This window comes from Streptomyces sp. NBC_01190, assembly GCF_045039895.1.
In the GTDB taxonomy this organism is placed as follows: Bacteria; Actinomycetota; Actinomycetes; order Streptomycetales; family Streptomycetaceae; genus Actinacidiphila.
Window position 1 is genome coordinate 368739 of the sequence record NZ_CP108580.1, and the last position, 21993, is coordinate 390731.

Here is a 21993-nt window from a genome sequence, read left to right on the forward strand (position 1 = left end):
GACGGGTCCACGCTCACGCGACGCCTCCTTGCGACTGGCGCCGGTTCATTCGCGCGGCCACCCAGTCGGTGAACCGGGTCATGGGGACGGTGATCGCCACGAAGATCAGTCCGGCGACGACGTACGGCGTGTAGTCGAAGCTGCGGCTGGCGATGATCTGCGCCGCGTAGACCGCGTCGACCGCGCCGCCGATCGAGACCAGGCCGGTGTCCTTCTGCAACGACACCAGGTCGTTGAGCAGCGCGGGCACCACTCGCCGTACGGCCTGCGGCAGCACCACATGGCGCAGGGCCTGGGCACTGCTCAGACCGAGCGAACGGGCGGCGGCGCGCTGGCTGGGGTGGACGCTCTCGATGCCGGCCCGGAACACCTCGGCGACGTAGGCGGTGTAGGTCAGGCACAGCGCGAACCCGCCGAGCAGCACCGGGTCGTTGGTGACCCCGGTCAGCCGCAGCGCGGGGATCCCGAAGACGCTGATCAGAATGCAGATGATCAGCGGCAGCCCGCGGAAGAAGTCCACATAGGCCGTGGCCAGGGCGCGCAGCGGGAAGAAGACCGGGCCGCGCAGGGTGCGCAGCAGCGCGATCAGCAGTCCGGCGACGAGGACGACCGTTCCGCACACCGCGAGCAGCCGCAGGTTGAGCCACAGCCCGGTCATGACCTTCGGGAAGGCCAGCCGCGCGTAGTGGGCGCTGAAGAAGGTCTCGCGGGTGCGCTGCCAGCCGGGCGAGCGGACGATCAGCTCGTAGAGGGCGACCGCCGTGACCACGGTGCTGAGCGCGGCCACGCCGAAGGACCGCCGGGTGCGGGCCCTGCGGTAGCGCTCCCTTTCGATCCGCCGCGGCGAGGGCCGGTAGGTGTCGGCGGGCGCGGTCTCCTCCGGTACGGTCACCGATCGGCCCGCCGATACCGGCCGGCCCACCCGGCGTGCCCGGCCCGCCCCGCCCGTCCGGGCCGCCCGGTCACTTGAGCACCGGCGCGTCGACCGCGTCCGACAGCCACTGCTTCTCCAGTGCGGCGAGGGTGCCGTCGGAGCGGAGCGCGGTCACCGCCTGGGAGACGCACGGGGTCAGCTTGCTGCCCTTGTCGAGCACCAGCCCGAACTGCTCGGGCGTGCCCGCGGTGTTGTCGAACTGCCCGACCACCTTGGCGTCGGTGACCTCGGCGCCGGTGATGTAGAAGGCCGTGGGCAGGTCGACGACGATCCCGTCGACCTGGCCGTTCTTCAGCGCGGCCACCGCCAGGTCGTTGCGCTGGAAGACGGCCGGCTGGTGGGTGGGCTTCACCACGTCGGTGATGACGTCGAGGCTGGTGGTGCCCACCTGGGCGCCGAGCTTGGCGTTCCTCAGGTCGGCGATGGAGTGCGCGCCGAAGATCCTTGAGCCCTTGGGGGCGACGACGGCCTGCCGCACGTCGTAGTAACCGGGCGAGAAGTCCACGGACTTCTTCCGTTCGGGGTTGATCGAAACTTGATTGATGTCGACGTCGAAGTTCTTGGCGCCGGGGGCGAAGGCTCTGTTGAACGGGACGGTCTGCCAGACGACCTGCCCCGGGGCGTAGCCGAGCTGCTTGGCGACGGCGTAGGCGACCGCGGACTCGTACCCCTTGCCGTTGGACGGCTTGTCGTCGGAGAACCACGGGTCGTAGGCCGGGTTGTCGGTGCCGACGGTGAACTTTCCCGCGGTGTGGGTCGCCAGCGAGGCGGGGGCGCAGGCCGCGGCCGCGGGTGAGCCGGACGCGGGCGCCGGGGAGGCGCTCGGAGCGGAGTCGTCGTCCTGCGGTGCGCAGCCGGCCAGGGCGAGGGTGAGCAGGGCTGCCGCGGCCAGGGCCACGCGGCTCGGGGTCAGCGGGATCGCGGAATGCATGGCGGGACCATGGCACCGCCCGAGCACCGCTGTCCACGCCATGGCCCCGGATGTCCGGATGCCGGACTTATGTGTCCGCGATGTTGCGGCCCGCGGCCCCGCGCGCCCCGTGCGCCCCGCGCGGCGGGTGAACGAGCGCGCCGCGATCACCGACCGCCGGCGGAGCGGGCCTATGAGCGGGTGGCCGGCGGGACCGCCCGCCGGGCACGGGCCGCGGTGCGGCGGCGCGCGCCGAGTTCGAGCAGCAGGACATTGCCCAGCGCGGCGGCGATCAGGACCGTCACATTGAGGGCGGCGCTGCCGGCCGACAGCCACCCGGCATCGCCGCCGTCACCCGTGGTGGTGGACGCCCACAGCCCGCCCACCCCCTTCAGCGCGGCATAGCCGCCGTAGATGAGCACGGTCGCCACCACCCCGAGCGGCAGCGTCAGGAGGATCGAGATGACGTAGGCGGCGGCGCTCCCCCGGGCGGCCCCCACGACAGCCAGCCCCGCGACGACACACACATATCCCGCCTCAACCGCCCGAAGTCCCCGCACCCCGCCCACCGCCTTCCCCCGCTCCACCCCGCGCACGAACCCACTCCTCAACCCCAACCTACCCGGGCCGAAACCCCAACCGGCCGCGAGGCGAGGCTCGGACGCCCCCGCCTGACGTTCGGCGTGGCCGTACCAGGGGCCCCACGCCGAACTGCCCCGAGCGGCGCTCCCGTAGGCTGACCGCACCCCTCCTCCCCCCTGGAGATACGTATGGCAACACCCGCAGAACATGTCATATCCGCGCTGCGCACCGGCCACGACCGCCTGGCCGCGTTCGTCGCCACGCTGGAACCCGCCGATCTCACCCATGCGTCCGGCGCTTCGGCGTGGGACGTCTCCCAAGTGCTCAGCCACCTCGGCAGCGGCGCCGAGATCAACCTCGCGGCTCTCCGCGGCGCCCTGGAGGGCACCGGCAACCCCGGCGCCGACTTCAACAAGGCCACCTGGGCGCGCTGGGACGCGATGTCCCCGGCCGACCGCGCGAGCGGCTTCCTCGCCGCAGACGAAGCGCTGGTCGCCGCGTACGAGGAGCTGGACGCGTCGACCCGCGCCGAACTCCGCATCGACCTGGGCTTCACCCCGCAGCCGCTGGACGTCGCCACGGCGGGGACGCTGCGATTGAGCGAACTCGCCTTCCACGTATGGGACGTCGAGGTCGGCTTCGATGCGAAGGCGCAGGTCTTCCCCGAGGCGGTGCCACTGGTCCAGGGGCTGATGCCGATGTACGTCGGCTACAGCGCGGATCCGGCCGCCCTCGCGGGGCGCCAGGTGGCACTGGCGGTGGAGCTCGCCGATCCGGCCGGCTCGCTCGGGCTGGACCTCGGCGAGTCCGTGAGCATCGGCGGGACGCCGGACCAGGCCGACGGCGTCCTGACCGCGCCGGCCGAATGGTGGCTGCGCCTCGTGGCCGGCCGCCACGCGCCCGACCACACCCCGGCCTCGGTCTCCCTGACCGGTGACGCGATAACCCTCGACGACCTGCGCCGCGTCTTCCCCGGGTTCTGACACCGGGCCGCTTGACCGCGGGGCGGCCTGACGCCGTACGGGCGGACCGCGGCGTCCCCGCGGCCCGCCCGCGCCGCCGCGTGGCGAGCGGGTGCCGGGTCAGTGGCCGCCGGTGCCGGTGGACCGGATCGCGGCGCCGGCGGTGTTTTCCCAGCGGTGCGTCGGCGCCCGTTGCCCCCGTGCCGGGCGGCCACGGTAGAGGACCGGATCCTGCCCGGCCGTCCGCGCCGAACCGTCGAAGTCGGGCGGCCAGAAGTACGGCCGGCTGCCGGCCGGGCAGGAGACGACGGCCCGGTAGACGCAGGGCTGATCTCCGGGCGCGCCCGGAGTGGCGTAGAAGCTGCCGCTGGGAGCCGTCCACTCCTGCGCGAGTTTGACCCCGTACGCCCGCGCCAGGCTGCCGAAGGTCAGCGTCAGGCCCGGCGAGGAGCCGGTCAGCTCACCTCGGCGCCGTTGCCCGTCCCCCTGCGCAGGGCGGTCCAGCAGTACCAGGCCGCGATGCTCCGGTAGGGCCGGAAGGCTTCGCCCGCCTGTTCGAGTTGCTTGGGCGTGAGCACGTCGCCACCCCAGGCCAGTGCGTAGCCCTTGCGGACGCCGAGGTCTCCCGTGGGCCAGATGTCCAGCCGCCGGAGCTGGAACATCAAGAAGACCTCGGCCGACCACTTGCCGATGCCCCGCACCGACGACAGGCGCGCCACGATCTCCTCATCGCTCTGGTGCGACAGGGCGCGGCCGTCCAGCCGCAGCGTTCCGTCCACGATCTTCTCGGCCAGCTCCCGCAGCGACTCCGCCTTCCTGGCGGACAGGCCGCACGCCCGCAGAACCTTCTCCGGCACCGAAAGCAACCGCTCGGGTGTCACCTCGCCGCCGAGCGCGGCGACCAGCCGGCCGTGGATGGCCCGGGCGGCCGGGCCCGCCAACTGCTGCTGGGTGATCGAGTGGACCAGCACGGCGAAGTGGGCCTCGGTCGGTTTCGGAAAGGCCGGCGGTCCGAACTCCGCCATCAGCGAGGCGATGACGGGATCACGTTCGGCCAGCCATGCGGCGGCCTGCCGCGGTGTGCGACGGCCCGGTGCGCCCGATTCCGCGTTTCGCCCGCGAGCCGACGACCGGGAGGCCTTGCGTGCGCTGGGCTTGGTCATGGCGTGCTCCGTTCCCGCCCCGTCGCGGATGCCCCCGCGAACCACGCTACCCGCCGCGGCCCGGCCCCGCCCTCCCGTCCCGCCGAGGTGGACGGACGGCGGCAGCCGCCGGACCGGCGGGCCCGTCAGCGGGCGGCGGTCGTGGACGGGCCGGCCGGCGTACGGGCCCTGCGCAGGCGGACGGCGGAGGCGAGCAGGGAGAGGACGACTCCGCCGACGGCATAGGCGACGAGGACCAGCAGCGGCATGGTGGTCGCGTTGCCGGCGAAGTAGACGGTGTTGCGGATCGCGCTGGTGGCGGCGCCGGGCGGCAGCCAGGGGCCGATCGCACGCCAGAAGGGCGGCAGCAGCGCCGCCGGGTAAGGGCCGCCGGCACTGGGATTGCCGAGGACGACGAAGAGCAGGATCGTCAGTCCGATGCCCATGGGCCCCAGCAGGATCTGGAAGAACGCGGTGCTCGCGCCGGCCGCGAGCACCACAAGAGCGCCGATCCCCCACAGCGCGAAAAAGTGCCCGGGCAGTGCGCCGAGGGCCGGATCGACGATGACGGCACCGCCCAGACCGGAAAGGACGGCATAAGAAGTCAGCACACCCATCCGGATGAGCGTGCGATTGAAGGTGGCCGGACGGGCGCCGGCGGACATGCCGAGAATGGCGGCGGCGAGATATCCGCCGACCACCCAGCCGAGAGCCGTGTAGAAGGATGAGAGGCTGCGGCCGTCCTTTGCGGAGGGCGGGCGAATGTCCTCGATCCGCAGATTCCGGCGCTGGACGGTTTCCACTTTCCCGGCGATCTGTGCGGCGGTGGCGGAGACGGCCGGGCCGCCGGCCGAGGCCACCAGCAGCAGGTCGGTGGTGCCGCGCGGGTTGATGACGAGCGCCGAGTCCACGCTCCGGCGCAGGATCATCCGCCGCGCCTGGCTCTCGCCTGTCGCGACCCGGGCGTGCAGGGGATCTCCGGGCAGCGCGTTGAGGCGGTCGGCGAGCCGCTGCGGGCGCGGCGCCACCACCGCGACCGAGATACCGTGCGGGCGCGGCGAATGGAACGCCCCGACGTAGGAGAGGATGAATCCGAGCTGCACGGCGAGCACCGCGAGCACCATCAAGACGCCGCGCAGGCTGACGGCGTCGTTCAACTCCGCGCGGAATCCGGCCGGGGGCGTCGGTACGGGCGTCGGGGAACCGGAATTCACAGCGAGCGTCCCCTTCACTGCCCGTGCCCGGCACAGGAATCACCCGCGGATCGCCGCTGATCGGCGGCCCACCGGATGACAGGTCGATACGGATGACCCGGGTGTGGACAGTAATGGGATCGGCAGCGCCGTGCGAGTCACCGCGCCGATGGGCGGGATCAGGCTTCGCGGAACTTCTGGGCCCAGACCGTCTTGCCGTTCTCCGTGAACCGCGTGCCCCAGCGGTCCATGAGCTGCGCGACGAGGTACAGGCCGCGCCCGCCCTCGTCCATCGGGCCGGCCCGTCGGGGGTGCGGCGACGTGCTGCTGGTGTCGGAGACCTCGCAGATCAGCGAGTCGTCCCGGATCAGCCGCAGGCCGACCGGTCCTTCCGCGTGCTCGACGGCGTTGGTGACCAGTTCGCACACCACCATCTCCAGGGCGAACGCGTACTCCTCCAGTCCCCAGTCCGTGAGCTGGTCGCTCACCGCGTTCCGGGCCGCGGGCACTTCCTCGGCCCTCGCCGGGAACTCCCACTCCCGTACGTTCTCCTGGTCGAGCACCTTGGTCCTGGCGAGCAGCAGCGCGATGTCGTCCTCGTGCGTACCGGCGAGCCGGTCGAGCACCCGGTCGCAGATCTCCTGGAGCGGTCCGGCGCCGCTGCCGAGCACCGCCGCCAACTCCCGGACCCCCTCGTCCGCCTCACGGTGGCGCAGCGCCAGCAGGCCGTCGGTGTAGAGCGCGATCAGTGAGCCCTTGGGGAGGTCGAGCGAGGTGACGTCGAAGGGCACGTCGCCGAAACCGAGCGGCGGGTTGCTGGTGTTCCGCTGCACGGCCACCTCTCCGTCGGGTTGTACGAAGATCGGTGGCGTATGGCCGGCGCTGGCGAAGTCGCACCGCCGCGAGATCGGGTCGTACACCAGATAGAGGCAGCTCGCGACCAGTTCGGCCTGGGAGCGGTCATGGCTCATCCGCTGCACCAGCGCGTCCACCCTGGCCAGTACCTCGTCCGGCTCCCGGTCCAGATCGGCGAGGGCGAGCACGGCGGTACGCAGCCGGCCCATGGTCGCCGCCGCCTCCGGGCCGTGGCCGACCACATCGCCCATCACCAGCGCGATCCGGGCGCCGGAGAGCGGGATCACGTCGAACCAGTCACCGCCGAGGCCGGCCGCCGACTCCCCCGCCACATAGCGGTATCCCACCCCGACCGCGCTGTTGTCGGGGAAGTCCCGGGGCAACAGGCCCTCCTGGAGCCGCAGCGCGGTCTTCCGGACCCGGCGCAGCTCCTCTTCCCGGATCCGGACATGGCAGAGGACCAGGGCGAGCAGGCACACCGCGACGATAAGGACGAGCTTGAACACCCAGGTGGCGTCGCCGTCCTCCTCCAGCGGCAGGCGCAGCAGCGCGAACACGATCACGGTCAGCACGCCGGTCAGGGCCGTCGCCCGGACGCCGTACAGCGCGGCGGCCAGCAGTGGCGCCGTCGCCACCAGCATGTCGTAGTGCTCGCCCGGCTGGATCAGACCGACGGCCAGCGCCGACGCGGCCAGCAGGAGCAGCGCCCACGCCCGGTTCAGCATCCTGGGCGGGCTCATCGCCGACGGCTTCCGGGCACGCTCCCGGGATCTTCGACCGGTGCCAGACGCATGGCGATCCCGCTCCTGAGGTACGGGTGGGGACGAGGTGGGAGCCGGCGAAATCAGGCCCCTTGCCCCGTGGCTTTGTCACTGTTGTGTCGCTTTTGTGTGATTGTGATGTCCTTGTCCCGGAAGGTTACCCTCCCACTCACCGGTAGGACATGATCCGCCGGGGCGCGTCGGGGGCCCGGGGATCCGCGCGGGCAACCGGCGACCGGGCGGGCGGCCGGGCCGCCCGGTACCCCGATCTGTTTCCCGCCTCTGGATCATCTGCGTTACCTTTGCCGCGTGACGACCGAAGTGAAAGCTCCTGACCTGGTACGCGAGCGGATTCTGGAAGCCGCTTGCCAGCTCTTCGGCAGCAGGGGCATCAACGCCACCGGGGTGGATCTGGTGTCGGAAGTCGCCAAGGTGTCGAAGCGCAGCCTGTACCAGCGGTTCCCGAGCAAGGACCAGCTCATCGCGGCGTATCTGCCGCTGGCCACCGAGCGCTTCCTGGCGCCGCTGATCCCGCCGGCGGACAGCGGTCTGTCCCCCGCGGCGAAGATCCTCGCCGTCTTCGCCGCCACCCGGCGCGAGTCCGCCGACGCCGGCTTCCGCGGCTGCCCGGTGCTGAAGGCGGCGGCGGAGATCGCCGACATCCGGCACCCGGCCCGCGGTATCGCCCTGTCCTACAAACAGCTCATGGAAGGGTATTTCGCCGAGCAGGCCATGGCCGCGGGCGCCACGGACCCCGCCCTCCTCGCCGAACAACTGGTCATGCTCTTCGACGGCGCGCTGTCCTACGCCGCTGTCCGCAGCCGGCCCATCCCCGCCGGCATCCACATCACCGTCCGCACCCTCCTCGCCGCCCAATCCATCGACCCTCCGCCCAGCCCCTGATCAAACCGGCGCTGCCGGGACGCGCGCCGCAAGGGACGCGGCAGGCCGGGCGGCCCACGAGGCCATCGGCCTCCTATTGTCAGGGGCCCGTCAGAATCGTAAGGTGGCGCCCGCAGCTCCCGGCACCTCCCGCCCCCGCAGTCCCCCCACCCCCTGGACGCGACATGTCACCCCGCCGTCGTACGCTCCTCGCCGCCTGCGCACTGGCCGTCCCGGTCGCCAGCGCGCTGCTCCCCACCGCCGAAGCCGCGGTTCCGCCGGAGCACGCGATCGTGGTGTGCCAGAGCGCGAGCTTCTACGCCAACTACGACAGTTCCGGCGGGCCGACCGGGCTCAAACGCGTGCTCGGCTACGGCGACAAGATCGGCCACACCCCGGGGTCTCACCCCGTCTACAACGGCTGGGCAGCGAGCTTCGACTACGGGCCCAACGACTGGGGCTACCTGCGCATCGAGTGCATCGGCGGCTACGACTCCTGGTGACGGCGCCGACACCCGCCTCTCCGCCGCCGCGCCACGCTCACCACACCGTCCAACCGGCCGTCCCCGCTCAGGAGTTGCCCATGCCGCGTACCGCGTCACTCGGCGCCGCCGCCCTCGCCGCCGCCGCGGCCCTGCTGACCGTCGCCACTCCGGCCCACGCCGCCAACGGCACCGTCGGCGTCCGCGAGACCGTCTGCGCCCAGGATCTCTATGTCCGCACCGAACCGGTCGGCGCCTGGACCGGCACCCTCTTCCAGGGCCAGACCTTCCTGGTCGAGCAGGTGAACGGCTCCTGGGTGTACGGATTCGCCTACGGGGACATCAACCGGCACGGCTGGGTGCAAAACGGCTGGTTCTGCTGAGTTCCACCCGGTGAGCTGGGCCGCTGCGCGGACGGACCGGCTGTGACCCGCAAGGACAGGCGCGGAGGCAGTCAAAGGGAGCCGGAGCCAACCACTCTGTTTCGACCCGGATCCTCCCCCGAATTCGACCCGGATCCCCGGTGACGCGGTCAGAGGCAGCCAGCCCTGACCAGCCCCCGAGGGTCAGGGGGCACTTGAGAATGGTCCGCCTCTGAGACAGCCAAGGCCGACATCGACTCCACCGTCCTCAGCCGCCTCATGGCCCACCACCCGTTCGCCCGTCAGCGACTCGGCAGCAGCGCTCTGGTCATCCTCGCCGCCCTGCATGCCAACCCGCACCAGACCGTCGGAGACCCCGTCGCCACCTCAGCGGTCTCCCGCGCCACCACCTACCAGACCCTGCACCGCGTGGGCGGGTTTGGTACGCCCTGTCGACGTGGTAGCGGACGCGGTCAGGTGATGACCCCTTCTTGGCAGGGATCCGACAAAGATCCTTTCGTCGTCTACACCGCTTTCACCGTTTGATGTAGCTCATGCGTAGTCCATACCGATATCACAATGTTCGAATATCTTCGTCCGATTGGGCTGTTACGTTCCCCCGTGGTGGTCGGGGTTCTGCCGGTGTGCGCTGTGCGTTCGGGGCTGAGCCGGTCGGTTCCTCCCACCGTCGAGATGTCATCCGTTGAGCGAGCATGCGGGGTGGTGTGTGCCCGCGTGCGGAGGGGCGTTGTGTATGTGGCTTTCCAGGAGAACCCGCGGCAGGCGGGCGTGGGGCAGTACGGCCCTGGTCATGGTGGTGGCGCTGGGGTTAGGCGCCGGTTCGGTGAGCGCGGCCGTGGCCGCGCCGCAGCGGCCGAGCGTGGCGGCGCAGGCGCTGCAGGCGCCGCTGGTCGACTCGGTGCAGCCGTTCGCCTCCGGCACCGTGCATGTGACCGTGACCGCGGGCGACACCGCCCAGGAGGCGGTCTCCCGCGTCGACGTCCACGCCTATGCGCTGGACGACAACGGTGACCCCGCCGGGGCGCCGGTGGCCAGCGGGCACGTGCTCAACCCGGACCCGGCCAACCCGTCGGTGGTCAAGGTCGCGGGCCTGACCAACGATGTCAGCTACGCCTTCGAGGCCACCGAGACCACCGCTGGCGGCATCCTGTCCGGTGTCTCGACGCCCTTCGTCGGCGGTCCGCAGACGCCGCAGGCGCCGCTGGCCCCGACGCTGGCGACCGTCCTGGGGCGGGACACCAAGCTGCTGGTCGTGTGGAACCCGGCCAACCCCAACGGCTCGCCCGTGACGTCGTACACGGTCACCGCCACACCTAATGGCCCCGGTGCCAGCGTGACCGCGAGCGTGGCCGGCACCGCCATCCACACCACGCTCACCGGCCTGGTCAACGGCAAGTACTACTCGGTTGCGGTCACCGCGACCAATGCTGCCGGCACCTCACCGGTCGGCAAGTCCGACAGCCAGACCGTCGGCGCAGAGGCGAACGGTACCGTCGCCGCCCGCCCTGCGTACACCTCCAGCGCTCCGCAGGACGTCTCCGCCGGACCGCCGCCGCCCGCTGCGGACGGCAGTCAGCCCGCCCCGAACTCCCTCCAGGTGAGCTGGGATCCGCCGTTGGACGACGGCGGCCACACGATCACCGCTTACACCGTGGACGCGGTCGCGCCCGGCCAGCCGCCGATCGTGGCGACCGTGCCGGCCACCACCACCAGCACGACACTGACCGGCCTGGCCCCCGACGTCGAGTACAAGATCACCGTCACCGGCACCCAGCACAACGGGCAGCTCAGCGCCACCAGCACCGCGGTGACCGCGGCCCCCCACCCGATCCTGGCGCCGGGAACGGTGTTCCTGTCCGACGCGTCCGTCGCGGCCATCACCCAGGTGACCGACACCACCGTGGTCTTCACCAATCCGCCCGCCCAGGTCACCGGCCTGGCGGTGAAGAACATCATCGCCGTCGGCGGGAGCACCAACCCGCTGGCCCACTCCGGCCTGCTGCGCGTCGTGGACAAGATCAGTACCTCGGGCAGCACAGTCACCCTCACCACCAGTCAGGCCGCGCTGCAGCAAGCCTTCCGGTCCCTGGACCTCACCGCCCACGGCAATCAGGCGACCTCCGGCGCCCAGGGCTACCAGATCCAGATGCTCAACCCGAACTTCCAGGCGTCGGTGGCGCCGCAGGTGGCGATCCCCATCGCCAACAAGACCTTCACCCTGGACCTGGTCGAGAAGCTCGCGAACGACCCCAAGGCGAAAGATCGGCTGAGCAACCCCAAGGTCACCGCCAAACTGACCGCCGCGCTGAGTCTGACCACCAATTGGGAGGCCAACGCCAGCTTCCAGGACGACCCGAACGGTTCGTGGTACTCCACCAAGACCTTCACCTACGACTTCTCCGCCACCGCGACCGCGAAGGCGTCGGTCAAGGGCGAGCTGGGCATCGTCTACAAGCACGAGACGCAACGCGAGCCGCTGCTGACCCTCAAGCCGCCGGGTACCGGATGCGTGATCGTCTACGCGATCGCGTTCTGCCCCTCGCTGACGATCTACACCCAGACCTCGGTCGACGGCTCGATCAAGTTCACCTTCGACGCCACCTACGAGCGGACCATGGGCGGCAAGGTCCACCGCGACAGCAGCGGGAACACGCACAAGACCGACCTGACCAAGGACGCGGTCACCACGTTCAAGTACGACCTGAACGCCGCGGCGAAGGTCAGCTTCGCCTTCCCCGTGTCGCTCAAGATCCTCATCTACGAAGTCGCCGGGCCCGAGCTGGATGTCGCTCCCTCCATCGACATCGCCGCGGACACCGCCGCCAGCCCGTGGCTGAAGGTGACCGCGCCGCTGAAAGTGTCGGTGTTCTTCCTCCTGGACTTCAAACTCACCACATTCTCCTTCGGCGGCGTCGTCTACAACACAACGTTCCCGCTCTACCAGTCCGCCGGGGCCTTCCCGATCCCGTCCCTGTCCAGCGCGGCGCCAGCCGCCGCCGTGAGCCCGCGCACCGCGGCCAAGTCCGCCCGCTCAACGGTGGTCGCGGCCGCCGTGGCAGCGGCCAAGCAGTACGCCGTCACCTGGCCGGCCGCCTGCGACCCCGCGCAGGGCGTCGTCTGGTCGATGGCGGCCGGCTCGCTGGGCACGGTCAGCCAGAGCGGCCTGTACACCCCGCCGGCCCACCCCGGAGGCAACTTCACCGACCTGATCAACGCCACCACCGCCGGCTCGGCCGGCTGCCCCTCCGTCGTCACCCAGGCCGCGTACCACCACGGCGCGAGCCTGCCCGCCGCCCCGCACTCCGCGGCGATCAGCGCGGACGGCTCCACCGTGACCTGGACCGCGCCCGCCGACGGCGGCAGCCCCATCGAGGAGTACCTGGTCACCGTCGTGAACAACCCCGGGGACCCGGCCGGCACCGAAACCGTGCTGGGCACCGCACCCGGCACCGCCACCTCGCTGGCGATCCCCACCGACCGCATCCCGCAGATCGAGGCCGGCCACGCCAGCGTCCAGGTCACCGCGGTCAACAGCCGCGGACAGGGCCCCGCCTCCGCCCTGTCACCGCCGGCTCCCGCCACCAACCCGCTGCCCGTCCTGACCACCTCGACCGCGACCGCGGGCGGCGGCAGCATCACCGTGACACCCGACATCTACAACCTCGGTGGCAGCGACGCCACCAACGTCTCCTACCAGCTCACCTACCCGGCCGTCTTCACCAACCCCACCGCCCCCTCCGGGTGCACGGTCAACACCGCGAGCCGCACCCTCACCTGCGACACGGGCGCCATCCCCGCCGGAACCGACAAGATCACCCCACTCATCTCCTTCACGGTGGGCGCCATGACACCCGGCACGAGCCACCCCCTCACCCTCACCCGCACCGGCGCCAGCCCCTACCCCAGCGATCCCAACAACGGCATCGACAAGCTCACCTGCAAAGCCGACACCGCACTGAAGGTCACCTGCGCATGACCCTCCTCCCCGACCCTCACCCGAGCCGGCCGGAGACGGACCTGGACCAGCACTCCTAGAACGCTCCTCACCCTGGCCCCACCGCCGACCGGCGGTGGGGCCAGGCTTCGACCGGGCCCGGTACCGCAGGCAGAGTGGCAGTGTGGTCAAGCGGCGGGCTTTCGGAGGCGGTGGGCCGGGAAGCATCCGGACGTGGCCGGCTCCGAGGACAGACCGCTCGCAACCGATGACCGTGGCAACACCTTGCTCGCGGTCACGTGGGAAGACGAGGCAACGCCGCCGGGAGATGCGCCACTGCCGGCGGCGCTCGTCGCCCTCTGGTGCGCGGGCCGGGTCCTCATGGTCTTCGATCGGTACCGTCAGTCCTGGGAACTTCCTGGCGGGCGCATCGAGCAGGGTGAATCGCCTCGTCAGGCAGCCCTGCGTGAACTGTTGGAGGAGAGCGGGCAGGAGCCTGACGGACCGTTGCGGTTCGTCGGCTACGCGAAATTTGTACTGGCACCCGACCAGCGAGTCGAATACCTGGCCGTGTTCGCGGGTCACTGTGCCGGAGCCCGCGACTTTCAGGCCAACGAGGAGACCGCAGCCGTTCACTGGTGGGATCTTCTCGAAGCACTCCCAGGGCACGTTCAGCACCTGGACGTCTATCTCGCCGAGCTCACGCGCTTGCCCAGCAGATCGCCCCACCCGCGTACTTGAGTCCCACCCGCCGCAACGCCAGGTGCCGGGGTTCCGCCCACGTCTCGTCAAGACGGTCCAGGTGCGGGGTGTTGAGACCGCGGGCCGAGAGGGTCCGGCCCAGCCAAGTCAGGTTCTCGACGGTGGCCCGGCCACACACCCACGTACCCACGCACCGTCGCCGTCCACCGCGGGCTTCCCGCCGGGCGCCGGCGCCGGCCCCCGGGGCTCGGCGGACGGCCCCGGCCGTGTTCCGGGCGCTCCGGCCTTATTGACCCCTCCACCCGCCTCATCCACACTGATGGGCGACGGTCACAGCGGTCAGCGCCGGTCGGACGGTTCCCCGTCCCGCCGGTCCTCGGCACCGGCCCGTGCGGGGTGAGCGGTCCTTCGCCCGCCGCGGGCCGCCATCGCTGTCGACCGGGTTCCGCCGCCACAGCGGGGGACGAGCGGTCCCGCTCCGCGCGGGGCCGGAGGCGGGAGCGGTGGAGATGGCCAAGAGCGGCTGCGGGGCGGACGGGGCGTACCTCCCGTTCCCGGCGGCCCTCGCGTGGTGCCCCCGCCGGCTGACCAGGCGCCTGTACATCGATCTGCAGCGGGTCTGCAGCGCTTACCGTCCGGCCCACTGAGCCGGCCCCTTCCGCCGCCGCGCATCCCTCCTCGTCGTTTCCTCCCGGAACCGCGTGGCCCTACCCCGGCTGCCCGTTCCGTTCCCGCCCGGCGCCCCGAGCCGCCGGGTCCGCCACCGTCATGCGGAGACAGCCATGTCCACGAGCGCAGCCCACCGCCGTCCGGGTGCCGTCGTCGAGCCCTGTCCGGCGTCCCCCGTCCTCCCCCGCGCGTTTGCCGCCCGCCCCCGCGGCTGCCCCGTGCGAGGCCGCATCAGCACCGAGGCCGGCGGCGGTTTCTATCCGGCGCCGCAGCGCTACCGGCTCTACCTGTCACCCGGCTCGCCGCGCTCCATGCGCGTCTCCGCCACCCTCGGGCTGCTCGGGCTGACCGGCGTGGTCGTGACGACGTCCGTGCCCGCGCTCGCCGAACCGCCCGCCGGCCTGCGCGGCGCCTACGAGGCATCCCTGCACCGGTACTCCGGACCGCTCACCGTCCCCGCCCTGTGCGACGGTTGGAGCGGCCGGCTGGTCAGCAACCACACCCCCGACATCCTCCGTGACCTCGCCGAACGTTTCCGGGCCGCGACGCCGTCCGGCGCTCCCGACCTGCGCCCGCCCGCCCTCGTCGAGGAGATCGACGCCCTCTGCGAGCTGCTGGACCGGGACGTCGCCGAACCGCTGCGACAGGTCTGCGAGGGCGCGGCGCCGGCCTCCGCGCCGGGCGGCCGACCGGGAGCGGGTGACACGATGGCCGCCGCTCTGGAGGTCTTCGACCACCGGCTGGCCCGGCGGCCCTTCCTGCTGGGCGGCGAACCGACCGCGGCGGACGTCGACCTGTGGGCGGCCCTGGTGCACCTGGACGCGGTGCATCGTCCGCACCTGGACGCCGGCACGGTGCGCGCCCTGGCCGGCTACGAGCACCTGTGGGCCTACGGGCGCCGCCTGCACGCCCATCCGGCCTTCCACAACGCCTTCGACCGGGCGGAGACGGGCCGGCTGCACCGCCATACCTGCCGGGGCCCCGAGTCCTCGGGCGCGGCGGAGCCACTTCACGGCGTACTCACCCCGCGGGCGGCCTGAGCCACCGCCCGCCCGAAGGACCACCCGGGGAACATCCGGCGGCGCGGTCGGGAACGACGAGCGGCGGCATACCACCCTTGCGGACGGCGTTTCGCGGCCCTGCGCATCGGCCGCGCGAGGCCATGCTTGAGCGCATCGGACCACCACAGGGGAGCACGGATCCATGGGCACCTATGCCGACGTCAGCTTCAACTTCTCGGGGAAGGTCGTCCTGGTGACCGGCGGCGGCAGCGGAATCGGCCTCGCCACCGCGCGGGCGTTCGCCGAGGCCGGTGCCACCGTCGTGATCAGCGGACGCACCCAGAAGCGGCTGGACACCGCGCTCGGCGGCATCCCCGGCGACCGAACGAGCGCCGTCCGCGCCGACATCAGCGACCCGGCCGACATCGAACGCCTCGTCAGCACCGTGATCGAACGCCACGGACGGCTCGACGTGGTCATCAGCAACGCCGCCGGCTACGTCACCGGTGAGATCACCGACACGAGCACCGCCGACTGGGAAGCCCTCCGGCAGGCCAACATCGACGGCTTCTTCCACCTCGCCAAGGCCACCCTCCCGCTCCTGGCCGAGACCGGCGGCTCCTTCAACGCCACCAGCAGCGTCTCCGGACTGGCCGGCGACTGGAAACTGGCCGCGTACGACGCCACCAAGGGCGCGGTGTCACTGTTCGTCCGCGCCCTCGCCCTGGACTGGGGAGCGCGCGGGGTCCGCGTCAACGCCGTGGCCCCGGCGCTCACCAGGACCGACCCGGTCGCCGACGTCACCGGCAGCCCGGAACTCGCCGCGAAGTTCGAGGAACGCACCGCCCTCGGCCGCCTGGGCGAACCCGAGGACGTCGCCGGCGTCCACCTCTTCCTGGCCAGCGACGCCGCCCGCTACGTCACCGGCGTCATCCTGCCCGTCGACGGCGGCACCAGCGCCTCCAACGGCCAGGCCCGACCCTGACCGGCACGCGGACGCCCAACGACGGGGGGCATGTCCCCGGCCGGAGAGCCTGATCCGTCCGCCGCGAAACCGCTTGATGAATCCGGCACCCGCTGGAAGCATCGCCCCTCGTGCCCGAAACAGACGCGCCCGGACATGACCACCACCCCTCCCCTGACGACGATGCGATACCGGCGCCCCGCGCCCACCTCGCGCTCGCGTCCACGCGGCCGCTCCGCTCCCCCGCGTTCCGGTGGTTCTTCGCCGGCTGGTCGGTCACCAGGGCCGGCAGCGCCATGTCACCGGTGGCGCTGGCCTTCGGCGTCCTGGAGGTCACCGACAGCGCCACGTGGCTGTCCGCGGTCCTCACCTCGGCCATGATCCCGATGATCGCGACGACGATCCTGGGGGGTGGTATCGCCGACCGCTACCGCCGCGACACCGTATTGCGCCTCACCAGTCTCGGCTCGGGCGTCAGCCAGAGCGGCGTGGCCGTCGTCCTGCTCACCCACCAGCACCCGGCGCTCCTGCTGCCCCTGTCCGCCTGCAACGGCGTCTTCCAGGGACTGACCACCCCGACCCTGCGCGGCATCGTCCCGCAGCTCGCCGGCGGACGCGGCATCCAGCAGGCCAACTCCCTGCTGGCCACGGCCAGGAACGCCACCCGGCTGGTCGGCCCGAGCGCGGCCGGCCTGCTGACCGTGTCCGTCGGGGGCGGCTGGGCGATCGCCGCGGACGCCGCCTCCTTCTTCCTGGCGGCCCTCTGCTTCGCGCGGATGGCGCTGCCCGAGATGCCGGCCCGCGCCAAGGGCGGCCCGACGATGCTCGGCGAACTGCGGCAGGGCTGGCGCTACTTCAGCTCCAGGCCGTGGATCTGGTCGGTGACCCTGGCCTTCGCCGTCCTCAACGCCGTCACCATGGGCGTCTGGAACATCCTCGGCCCGGTGATCGCGGTCGACACCATCGGCCCCGGCGGCTGGGGCCTGGTGCTGAGCGTCCGGGGGGCCGGAGCGCTGCTCGCCGCCATGGCGATGGTGAAGCTGACGGTCCGGCGGCCCATGACGCCGGCCCTGCTGTCGATGACCCTGGCGGGCGTCCCGCTGATCCTGCTCGGCGTGCGGGCCGACACCCTCTGGCTGGCCTCCGCCGCCTTCGCCGCCGGAGTGGCCTCCGAGTTCTTCACCGTCGTGTGGTCGACGCTGTGGCACCTGCACATCCCGGAGCGCCTGAGTTCCCGTGTCGGTGCCTACGACGAGTTCGGGTCGTTCGTGTCGATCCCCGTCGGCCAGTTGTCCGTCCCGCCGCTCGCCGCGGCGTTCGGCACCGGGGTGGTGGCGGTCACCGGCGGCGTCGTCGTGGTGGCGGCGATGTTGCTGCCGCTGCTTCTGCCGTCCCTGCGGCGTATCGAGATCAGCACGTCCGAAGCGACTGACGGCCCGTCGTGACCGCAGGCCTCGGTGACGCTCTGCCTGCCGCCAGGCCCGCGGGGCGGCCGTCCGCGGATCCGCCGCCGCGGCCAACGGAACGTTCTTCTGCACCGACGGCGCCGGCCGGCACTCGCTCGGCAACCCGCGGTCACCGACCCGGGCGACTCTCAGCACCTTCGGCATCGAGTAAGGCGGCGTCCGTGTCGCCGTCGGCCGGACGGCGACACGGACGCGCCTCCCGGTCGCCGCGCGGGCGTACCCCCTCGGCGGGAGCGACCCGGCGTCGGCGCCTACTCGGCGGGCATCAGCACGGTCGGGTCCCCGGAGAACCAGGCACTGTCGATGGTGAGCCGGCGGATCCGCCACCGCTCGCCGTCCCGGACCAGGTCGGCGTCGTACCGGTTCATCATCAGCGCGTGCCGGGTCCGGTCGGGCCTGGGGCCGTCGCCCGGCGGGAAGTGCTGCGCCATCGCGTAGCACTTCAGGTGGGCGGTGTCGCCGGTCACGGTGGTGCGGACGTTGCTGATGACATGGCTGGTGTCGAGCGGGCCGACCGCCGGGATCAGGGCGCTCACCACCATGTCGCGCGGCGCCAGCACGGGGAAGTCCAGGCCGATCTTGGTGGTGGCCGGGGTGAGGTCCACCACGGCGTCCTCGGTGAGCGCGGAGGAGAACAGCTCCGCGTCACCGTGGTCGAGCCCGGCCGTGTAGCGGTGAAGGGTGTCGGTGATCGCGGCCTGGTCGAGCAGGTTCCGCAGCGTGTCGTCGGTCACGGGTGCCTCTTCGGGTTCTGGTCGGATGTTGTGATTGAGGCGGAACAGGTTGGTCGGGTCGTACCGCCTCTTGATCGACCGCAGCCGGCGAAAGTCCTTCTCGTCGTACGCGCCGCGCACATCCTCGGCCACGATGTCATGGGTGGCCATGAAATTGAGGTAGCGGCGCCCGGTCGTCCACGGCCGCAGACGCTCCAGGAGCGCGTCGGCGAAGTCGTTCTCCGGTACGAGGTCGGTCGGCATGCCGACGGCCACCACCCACAGGGCGAACTCGGCGTCACGGTTGCCGACCGCGTTGTCCGCGGGGTGGGCGAGCGCGCCGCCGAGGTGGCGCAGCTCCACGAACTGCACCGGGCAGTCGGCGTCCGGCCCCGCCATGGCGAGGATCTCGTCCACGGCGCCGGGGGCGAGCGAGCCGAGCATCGCGGTGCGCTCCAGGAAGGGCGCGGGCTCGACGGGGTCGGCGTGGATCCGGGCGAACGAGCCGTAGGGCATGTCGCCGAGAGTGTCGAGCAGCACAGGGGCGGCCGCGCGCAGCGGCGCGACGAGCCGGGCGCCCTCGTCCGCCGTGCCGAGGTGGGAGATGCGGATGTGCACGGCGAAGCGGCCGGCGAGGAAGTCCGGCACACCCGGCAGCGGCGGCAGCCGCAGCAGCGCGATCGACGAGGTGAGGGCGTCGGGGGCGGTCGCGGTGAAACGGCGGTAGGCGTGTGTCACGGCCGCCGCGTGTTCCCCGGCGAAGAACAGCCCGCCGGCCCAGAGCCGCGCCGCGGCGAACAGGCGGAACTCCAGGGCCGTGACCACGCCGAAGTTGCTCTTGCCACCGCGCAGCGCCCAGAACAGATCGGGCTCGGCGGTGTCGTCGACGCGGCGCAGCTCACCGTCGGCGGTGACCACCTCGATGGCGGTGACATGATCGGCCGCCCATCCGTGCGCACGGCCCATGGTCGGGCTCAGACCGCCGCCGAGGGTGTAGCCGACCACGCCCACCAGTGGCGAGGAGCCGTTGAGCGGGGCGAGCCCGAACGGCTCGGCCGCGTCGACGACCTGCTGCCAGCGCGCGCCGGCCGCCACCCGGGCGACGCGGGCCCGCGGGTCGACGGTGACCTCCGCCATCCGGCGGGTGGTGACGAGCACCGCCCCGTCGGCCGGGACGATCGCCTGGTGGCCGGTGGACATGACCGCCACCGGCAGTGCGTGCGCCGCCGCGAAGCGGACCGCGGCCTGGACGTCGGACGCCGTCGCCGCCGCGACCACGACGGCCGGCCGGTGGTCGACGGCGAGGTTGTAGGGCGCGCATTCGGCGGCGTACCCGGCGTCCTCCGGCAGGAGGACCGCCCCGGTCACCTCGGCCGTCAGAAGGGCGCGTATCGAAGAACTCTGCATGGTCCGAGTGGACCGGACCGGGGTCGACGCGGTGTCGACGGACGGTCGGTGGATTGTCGACGGACGGACTGTCGGCGGCCTGTCGACGGCCTGTCGTCGTCAGGGGACCTACGTCCGCCGCGCCGACGCCGTCAGCAGGTCGCCGTCCATGCGGGGCGGCTCGGCGATCTGGTCCACCAGTGCCCGGACGTCCTGGCCGGACCCGGCCGGGTCGCGGGTGAGGTAGTGGCGCAGCAACCGGTGCAGGGCCTCCTGGACCCGCGCCGCCCCCAGGTCGTTCCGTGCCTGCCGGCGGGCGAACGCCTTCACCAGGCCGTGGTAGTGGTAGCCGTCGGAGTCGGTCTCCACGACGTGCGCGTCGACCAGCGTCTCCATCACCGCCCTCGCCTGGTTCTCCGGCAGGTCCAGGAGCGCGGCCGCCGCGGCGGCCGAGAGCCGCGCGCAGTCGGGCACGGCGGCGAGATGGAAGGCGGTACGGTGCGGGCCGTCCAGGCGGGCCTGCGCGGCACGGAACGGCCTGTCGACGATTCCGCAGTCCTCGTGCATCACCACCGGCTGGCGCAGGTCGTCCGCCAACTGAGCGAGGATCTGCTCGATCGTCCACAGCGGGCGGGCCGCGAGCCGGGCGGCCGCGACGTGCACCGACAGCGGCTGATGCGAACAGGCGGCGACCAGGCGGACCGACGCCTCCCGTTCGCCGAGGACCCGCTCGGGGCCGGCGATGGCCGCGAGCAGCCGCAGCGCGTCCCGCGGCCGCAGCATGTCGAGCCGGTGCCAGTGCGCCTGGAGATCCACCATGCGGTGCCAACTGGTCAGCAGCACCGCGCACCCGGCGGCAGCCGGCATCAGGGGCCGCACCTGCTCGGCGTCGGCGGCGTCGTCCAGTACGACCAGCAGGCGCCGCCCGGCGCAGAGGGTCCGCCACAGCGCGGCCCTCTCATCGAGGGACCGCGGCGGATCGACCACGCCGAGCGCCCGCAGGAACCGGCCGAGCACCTCCAGCGGGGCGACCGGGGCGCCGGGGCCACCGAGATCCGCGAAGAGCAGGCCGTCGGGGAAACGGTCGCTCATGGCGTGGGCGACATGGACCGCGAGCGCGGTTTTCCCGGACCCGCCCAGTCCGGTGATCCCGGCCACGGCGGACCGTGAGCCGCTGTCCAGTACGGCCGTCAGCTCGGCGATCTCGGCCTGCCGGCCGGTGAACACGGGTGAGTCGGGCGGGAGTTGGGCCGGTACCGCGACCGAGCGCGGAGGCACCGACGAGGGAGCGAGCGCCGGATCCGCGGTGAGGATGCGCTCGTGCAGCCGGCGCAGTCCGGGGCCCGGGTCGACGCCGAGTTCGTCACGCAGGATCGAACGGCCCTGCTGGTAGACCGCCAGCGCCTCGGCCTGGCGGCCCGCCCGGTACAGCGACAGCATGAGCTGTTCGCGCAGCCCTTCGCGCAACGGCTGCTCGGCGACTGCCGCGGCCAGTTCCACCGCGAGTTCCGGCCGGCCGCCGAGGTCGAGTTCGGCGGCGAACCACTCCTCCAGTGTGACCAGGCGCACGTCCTCCAGCCGGCGGCGCTCCTCGTCGACGAAGGGACCCCGCACATCCGACAGCGGCCGGCCCCGCCAGTGGCCGAGCGCCTCGCGCAGACCGGCCGCGGCGCCGGTGCGGTCGCCCTGGTGGCGTGCCCGGCGGGCTCGGCGGACGAGGCGGTGGAACTCGCCGAGGTCCACGGTTCCGCCGTGCACGGTCAGCCGGTAGCCGCCGCCGGCCGACTCGATGGCGGCCACCTCGGCGAGCACCGCCCTCAGCCGGTAGACGTAGGTGCGGACGGTGCCACGGGCGCCTCGGGGCGCCTGGTCACCCCACAGGGCGTCGAGCATCTCGTCGGTCCCGACCGGCCGGCCCTCCCGCAGGAGCAGCAGCGCCAGCAGCGCCCGCTGCTGAGGCGACCCCAGGTCGAGCTCACCCGCTTGACCCCAGGCGCGGACGGGTCCGAGTATCGCGAAGCGGATCATCCACCCGATTATTCACTCTCACGCGAGCGATCGGCGTGACGGCG

The 21993-nt window shown here is 72.2% G+C and carries 17 protein-coding genes; 9 read left to right on the forward strand and 8 right to left on the reverse strand.

The window, feature by feature from the left end:
* Nucleotides 1–13 precede the first annotated feature (13 nt).
* The 3 genes from OG519_RS01625 to OG519_RS01635 form a co-directional block, all read right to left on the reverse strand.
* The gene (locus OG519_RS01625; RefSeq protein ID WP_405577672.1) at nucleotides 14–892 is read right to left on the reverse strand and encodes an amino acid ABC transporter permease; all 879 of its coding nucleotides are present in this window, start codon (nucleotides 890–892) and stop codon (nucleotides 14–16) included.
* A 70-nt stretch (nucleotides 893–962) separates the two neighbouring features.
* Nucleotides 963–1865 carry an ABC transporter substrate-binding protein gene (locus OG519_RS01630; RefSeq protein WP_405577674.1) on the reverse strand — a complete coding sequence of 301 codons (903 nt, stop codon included), beginning with the start codon at nucleotides 1863–1865 and terminating at the stop codon, nucleotides 963–965.
* 170 nt (nucleotides 1866–2035) lie between these two features.
* Nucleotides 2036–2440 (reverse strand): hypothetical protein, encoded by a 405-nt coding sequence (locus OG519_RS01635; RefSeq protein ID WP_405577676.1) that lies wholly within the window; start codon nucleotides 2438–2440, stop codon nucleotides 2036–2038.
* A gap of 174 nt (nucleotides 2441–2614) precedes the next feature.
* Here OG519_RS01635 and OG519_RS01640 point away from each other — a divergent pair, with 174 nt between their 5' ends.
* Nucleotides 2615–3409: a maleylpyruvate isomerase family mycothiol-dependent enzyme gene (locus tag OG519_RS01640; protein WP_405577678.1), complete on the forward strand. Its 795-nt coding sequence runs from the start codon at nucleotides 2615–2617 to the stop codon at nucleotides 3407–3409.
* Nucleotides 3410–3843: 434 nt separating this feature from the next.
* On the opposite strand, the gene OG519_RS01645 is transcribed toward OG519_RS01640, so the two are convergent.
* The 3 genes from OG519_RS01645 to OG519_RS01655 all read right to left on the reverse strand — a co-directional run bounded on the left by OG519_RS01645 (nucleotide 3844) and on the right by OG519_RS01655 (nucleotide 7318).
* Nucleotides 3844–4551, reverse strand: a complete 708-nt coding sequence (locus OG519_RS01645; RefSeq protein ID WP_405577680.1) for a DNA-3-methyladenine glycosylase family protein — start codon at nucleotides 4549–4551, stop codon at nucleotides 3844–3846.
* Nucleotides 4552–4676: 125 nt separating this feature from the next.
* The gene (locus OG519_RS01650) at nucleotides 4677–5744 is read right to left on the reverse strand and encodes a DUF3533 domain-containing protein (RefSeq protein ID WP_405577682.1); all 1068 of its coding nucleotides are present in this window, start codon (nucleotides 5742–5744) and stop codon (nucleotides 4677–4679) included.
* Nucleotides 5745–5902: 158 nt separating this feature from the next.
* Nucleotides 5903–7318 (reverse strand): SpoIIE family protein phosphatase, encoded by a 1416-nt coding sequence (locus OG519_RS01655; RefSeq protein ID WP_405577684.1) that lies wholly within the window; start codon nucleotides 7316–7318, stop codon nucleotides 5903–5905.
* 330 nt (nucleotides 7319–7648) lie between these two features.
* Between OG519_RS01655 and OG519_RS01660 the strand changes: the two genes are divergently transcribed.
* The 8 genes from OG519_RS01660 (at nucleotide 7649) to OG519_RS01695 (ending at nucleotide 17801) form a co-directional block, all read left to right on the forward strand.
* Nucleotides 7649–8242, forward strand: coding sequence for a TetR/AcrR family transcriptional regulator (locus tag OG519_RS01660; protein WP_405577686.1), 594 nt, complete (start codon nucleotides 7649–7651; stop codon nucleotides 8240–8242).
* A gap of 164 nt (nucleotides 8243–8406) precedes the next feature.
* The gene (locus OG519_RS01665; protein ID WP_405577688.1) at nucleotides 8407–8724 is read left to right on the forward strand and encodes a hypothetical protein; all 318 of its coding nucleotides are present in this window, start codon (nucleotides 8407–8409) and stop codon (nucleotides 8722–8724) included.
* Between the two features lie 80 nt (nucleotides 8725–8804).
* Nucleotides 8805–9086 (forward strand): hypothetical protein, encoded by a 282-nt coding sequence (locus OG519_RS01670; RefSeq protein ID WP_405577690.1) that lies wholly within the window; start codon nucleotides 8805–8807, stop codon nucleotides 9084–9086.
* A gap of 823 nt (nucleotides 9087–9909) precedes the next feature.
* Nucleotides 9910–13062: a fibronectin type III domain-containing protein gene (locus OG519_RS01675; RefSeq protein ID WP_405577692.1), complete on the forward strand. Its 3153-nt coding sequence runs from the start codon at nucleotides 9910–9912 to the stop codon at nucleotides 13060–13062.
* 192 nt (nucleotides 13063–13254) lie between these two features.
* Nucleotides 13255–13761 (forward strand): NUDIX hydrolase, encoded by a 507-nt coding sequence (locus OG519_RS01680; RefSeq protein WP_405577694.1) that lies wholly within the window; start codon nucleotides 13255–13257, stop codon nucleotides 13759–13761.
* An 848-nt stretch (nucleotides 13762–14609) separates the two neighbouring features.
* The gene (locus tag OG519_RS01685) at nucleotides 14610–15431 is read left to right on the forward strand and encodes a glutathione S-transferase C-terminal domain-containing protein (protein ID WP_405577696.1); all 822 of its coding nucleotides are present in this window, start codon (nucleotides 14610–14612) and stop codon (nucleotides 15429–15431) included.
* 163 nt (nucleotides 15432–15594) lie between these two features.
* The gene (locus OG519_RS01690) at nucleotides 15595–16377 is read left to right on the forward strand and encodes an SDR family NAD(P)-dependent oxidoreductase (protein WP_405577698.1); all 783 of its coding nucleotides are present in this window, start codon (nucleotides 15595–15597) and stop codon (nucleotides 16375–16377) included.
* Between the two features lie 110 nt (nucleotides 16378–16487).
* Nucleotides 16488–17801 (forward strand): MFS transporter, encoded by a 1314-nt coding sequence (locus OG519_RS01695; RefSeq protein WP_405577700.1) that lies wholly within the window; start codon nucleotides 16488–16490, stop codon nucleotides 17799–17801.
* Between the two features lie 272 nt (nucleotides 17802–18073).
* On the opposite strand, the gene OG519_RS01700 is transcribed toward OG519_RS01695, so the two are convergent.
* Nucleotides 18074–19942 carry a nuclear transport factor 2 family protein gene (locus tag OG519_RS01700; protein WP_405577702.1) on the reverse strand — a complete coding sequence of 623 codons (1869 nt, stop codon included), beginning with the start codon at nucleotides 19940–19942 and terminating at the stop codon, nucleotides 18074–18076.
* Nucleotides 19943–20050: 108 nt separating this feature from the next.
* A complete protein-coding gene (locus tag OG519_RS01705; RefSeq protein ID WP_405577704.1) occupies nucleotides 20051–21949 on the reverse strand; it encodes a BTAD domain-containing putative transcriptional regulator in 1899 nt (632 codons plus the stop codon).
* Nucleotides 21950–21993 lie beyond the last annotated feature (44 nt).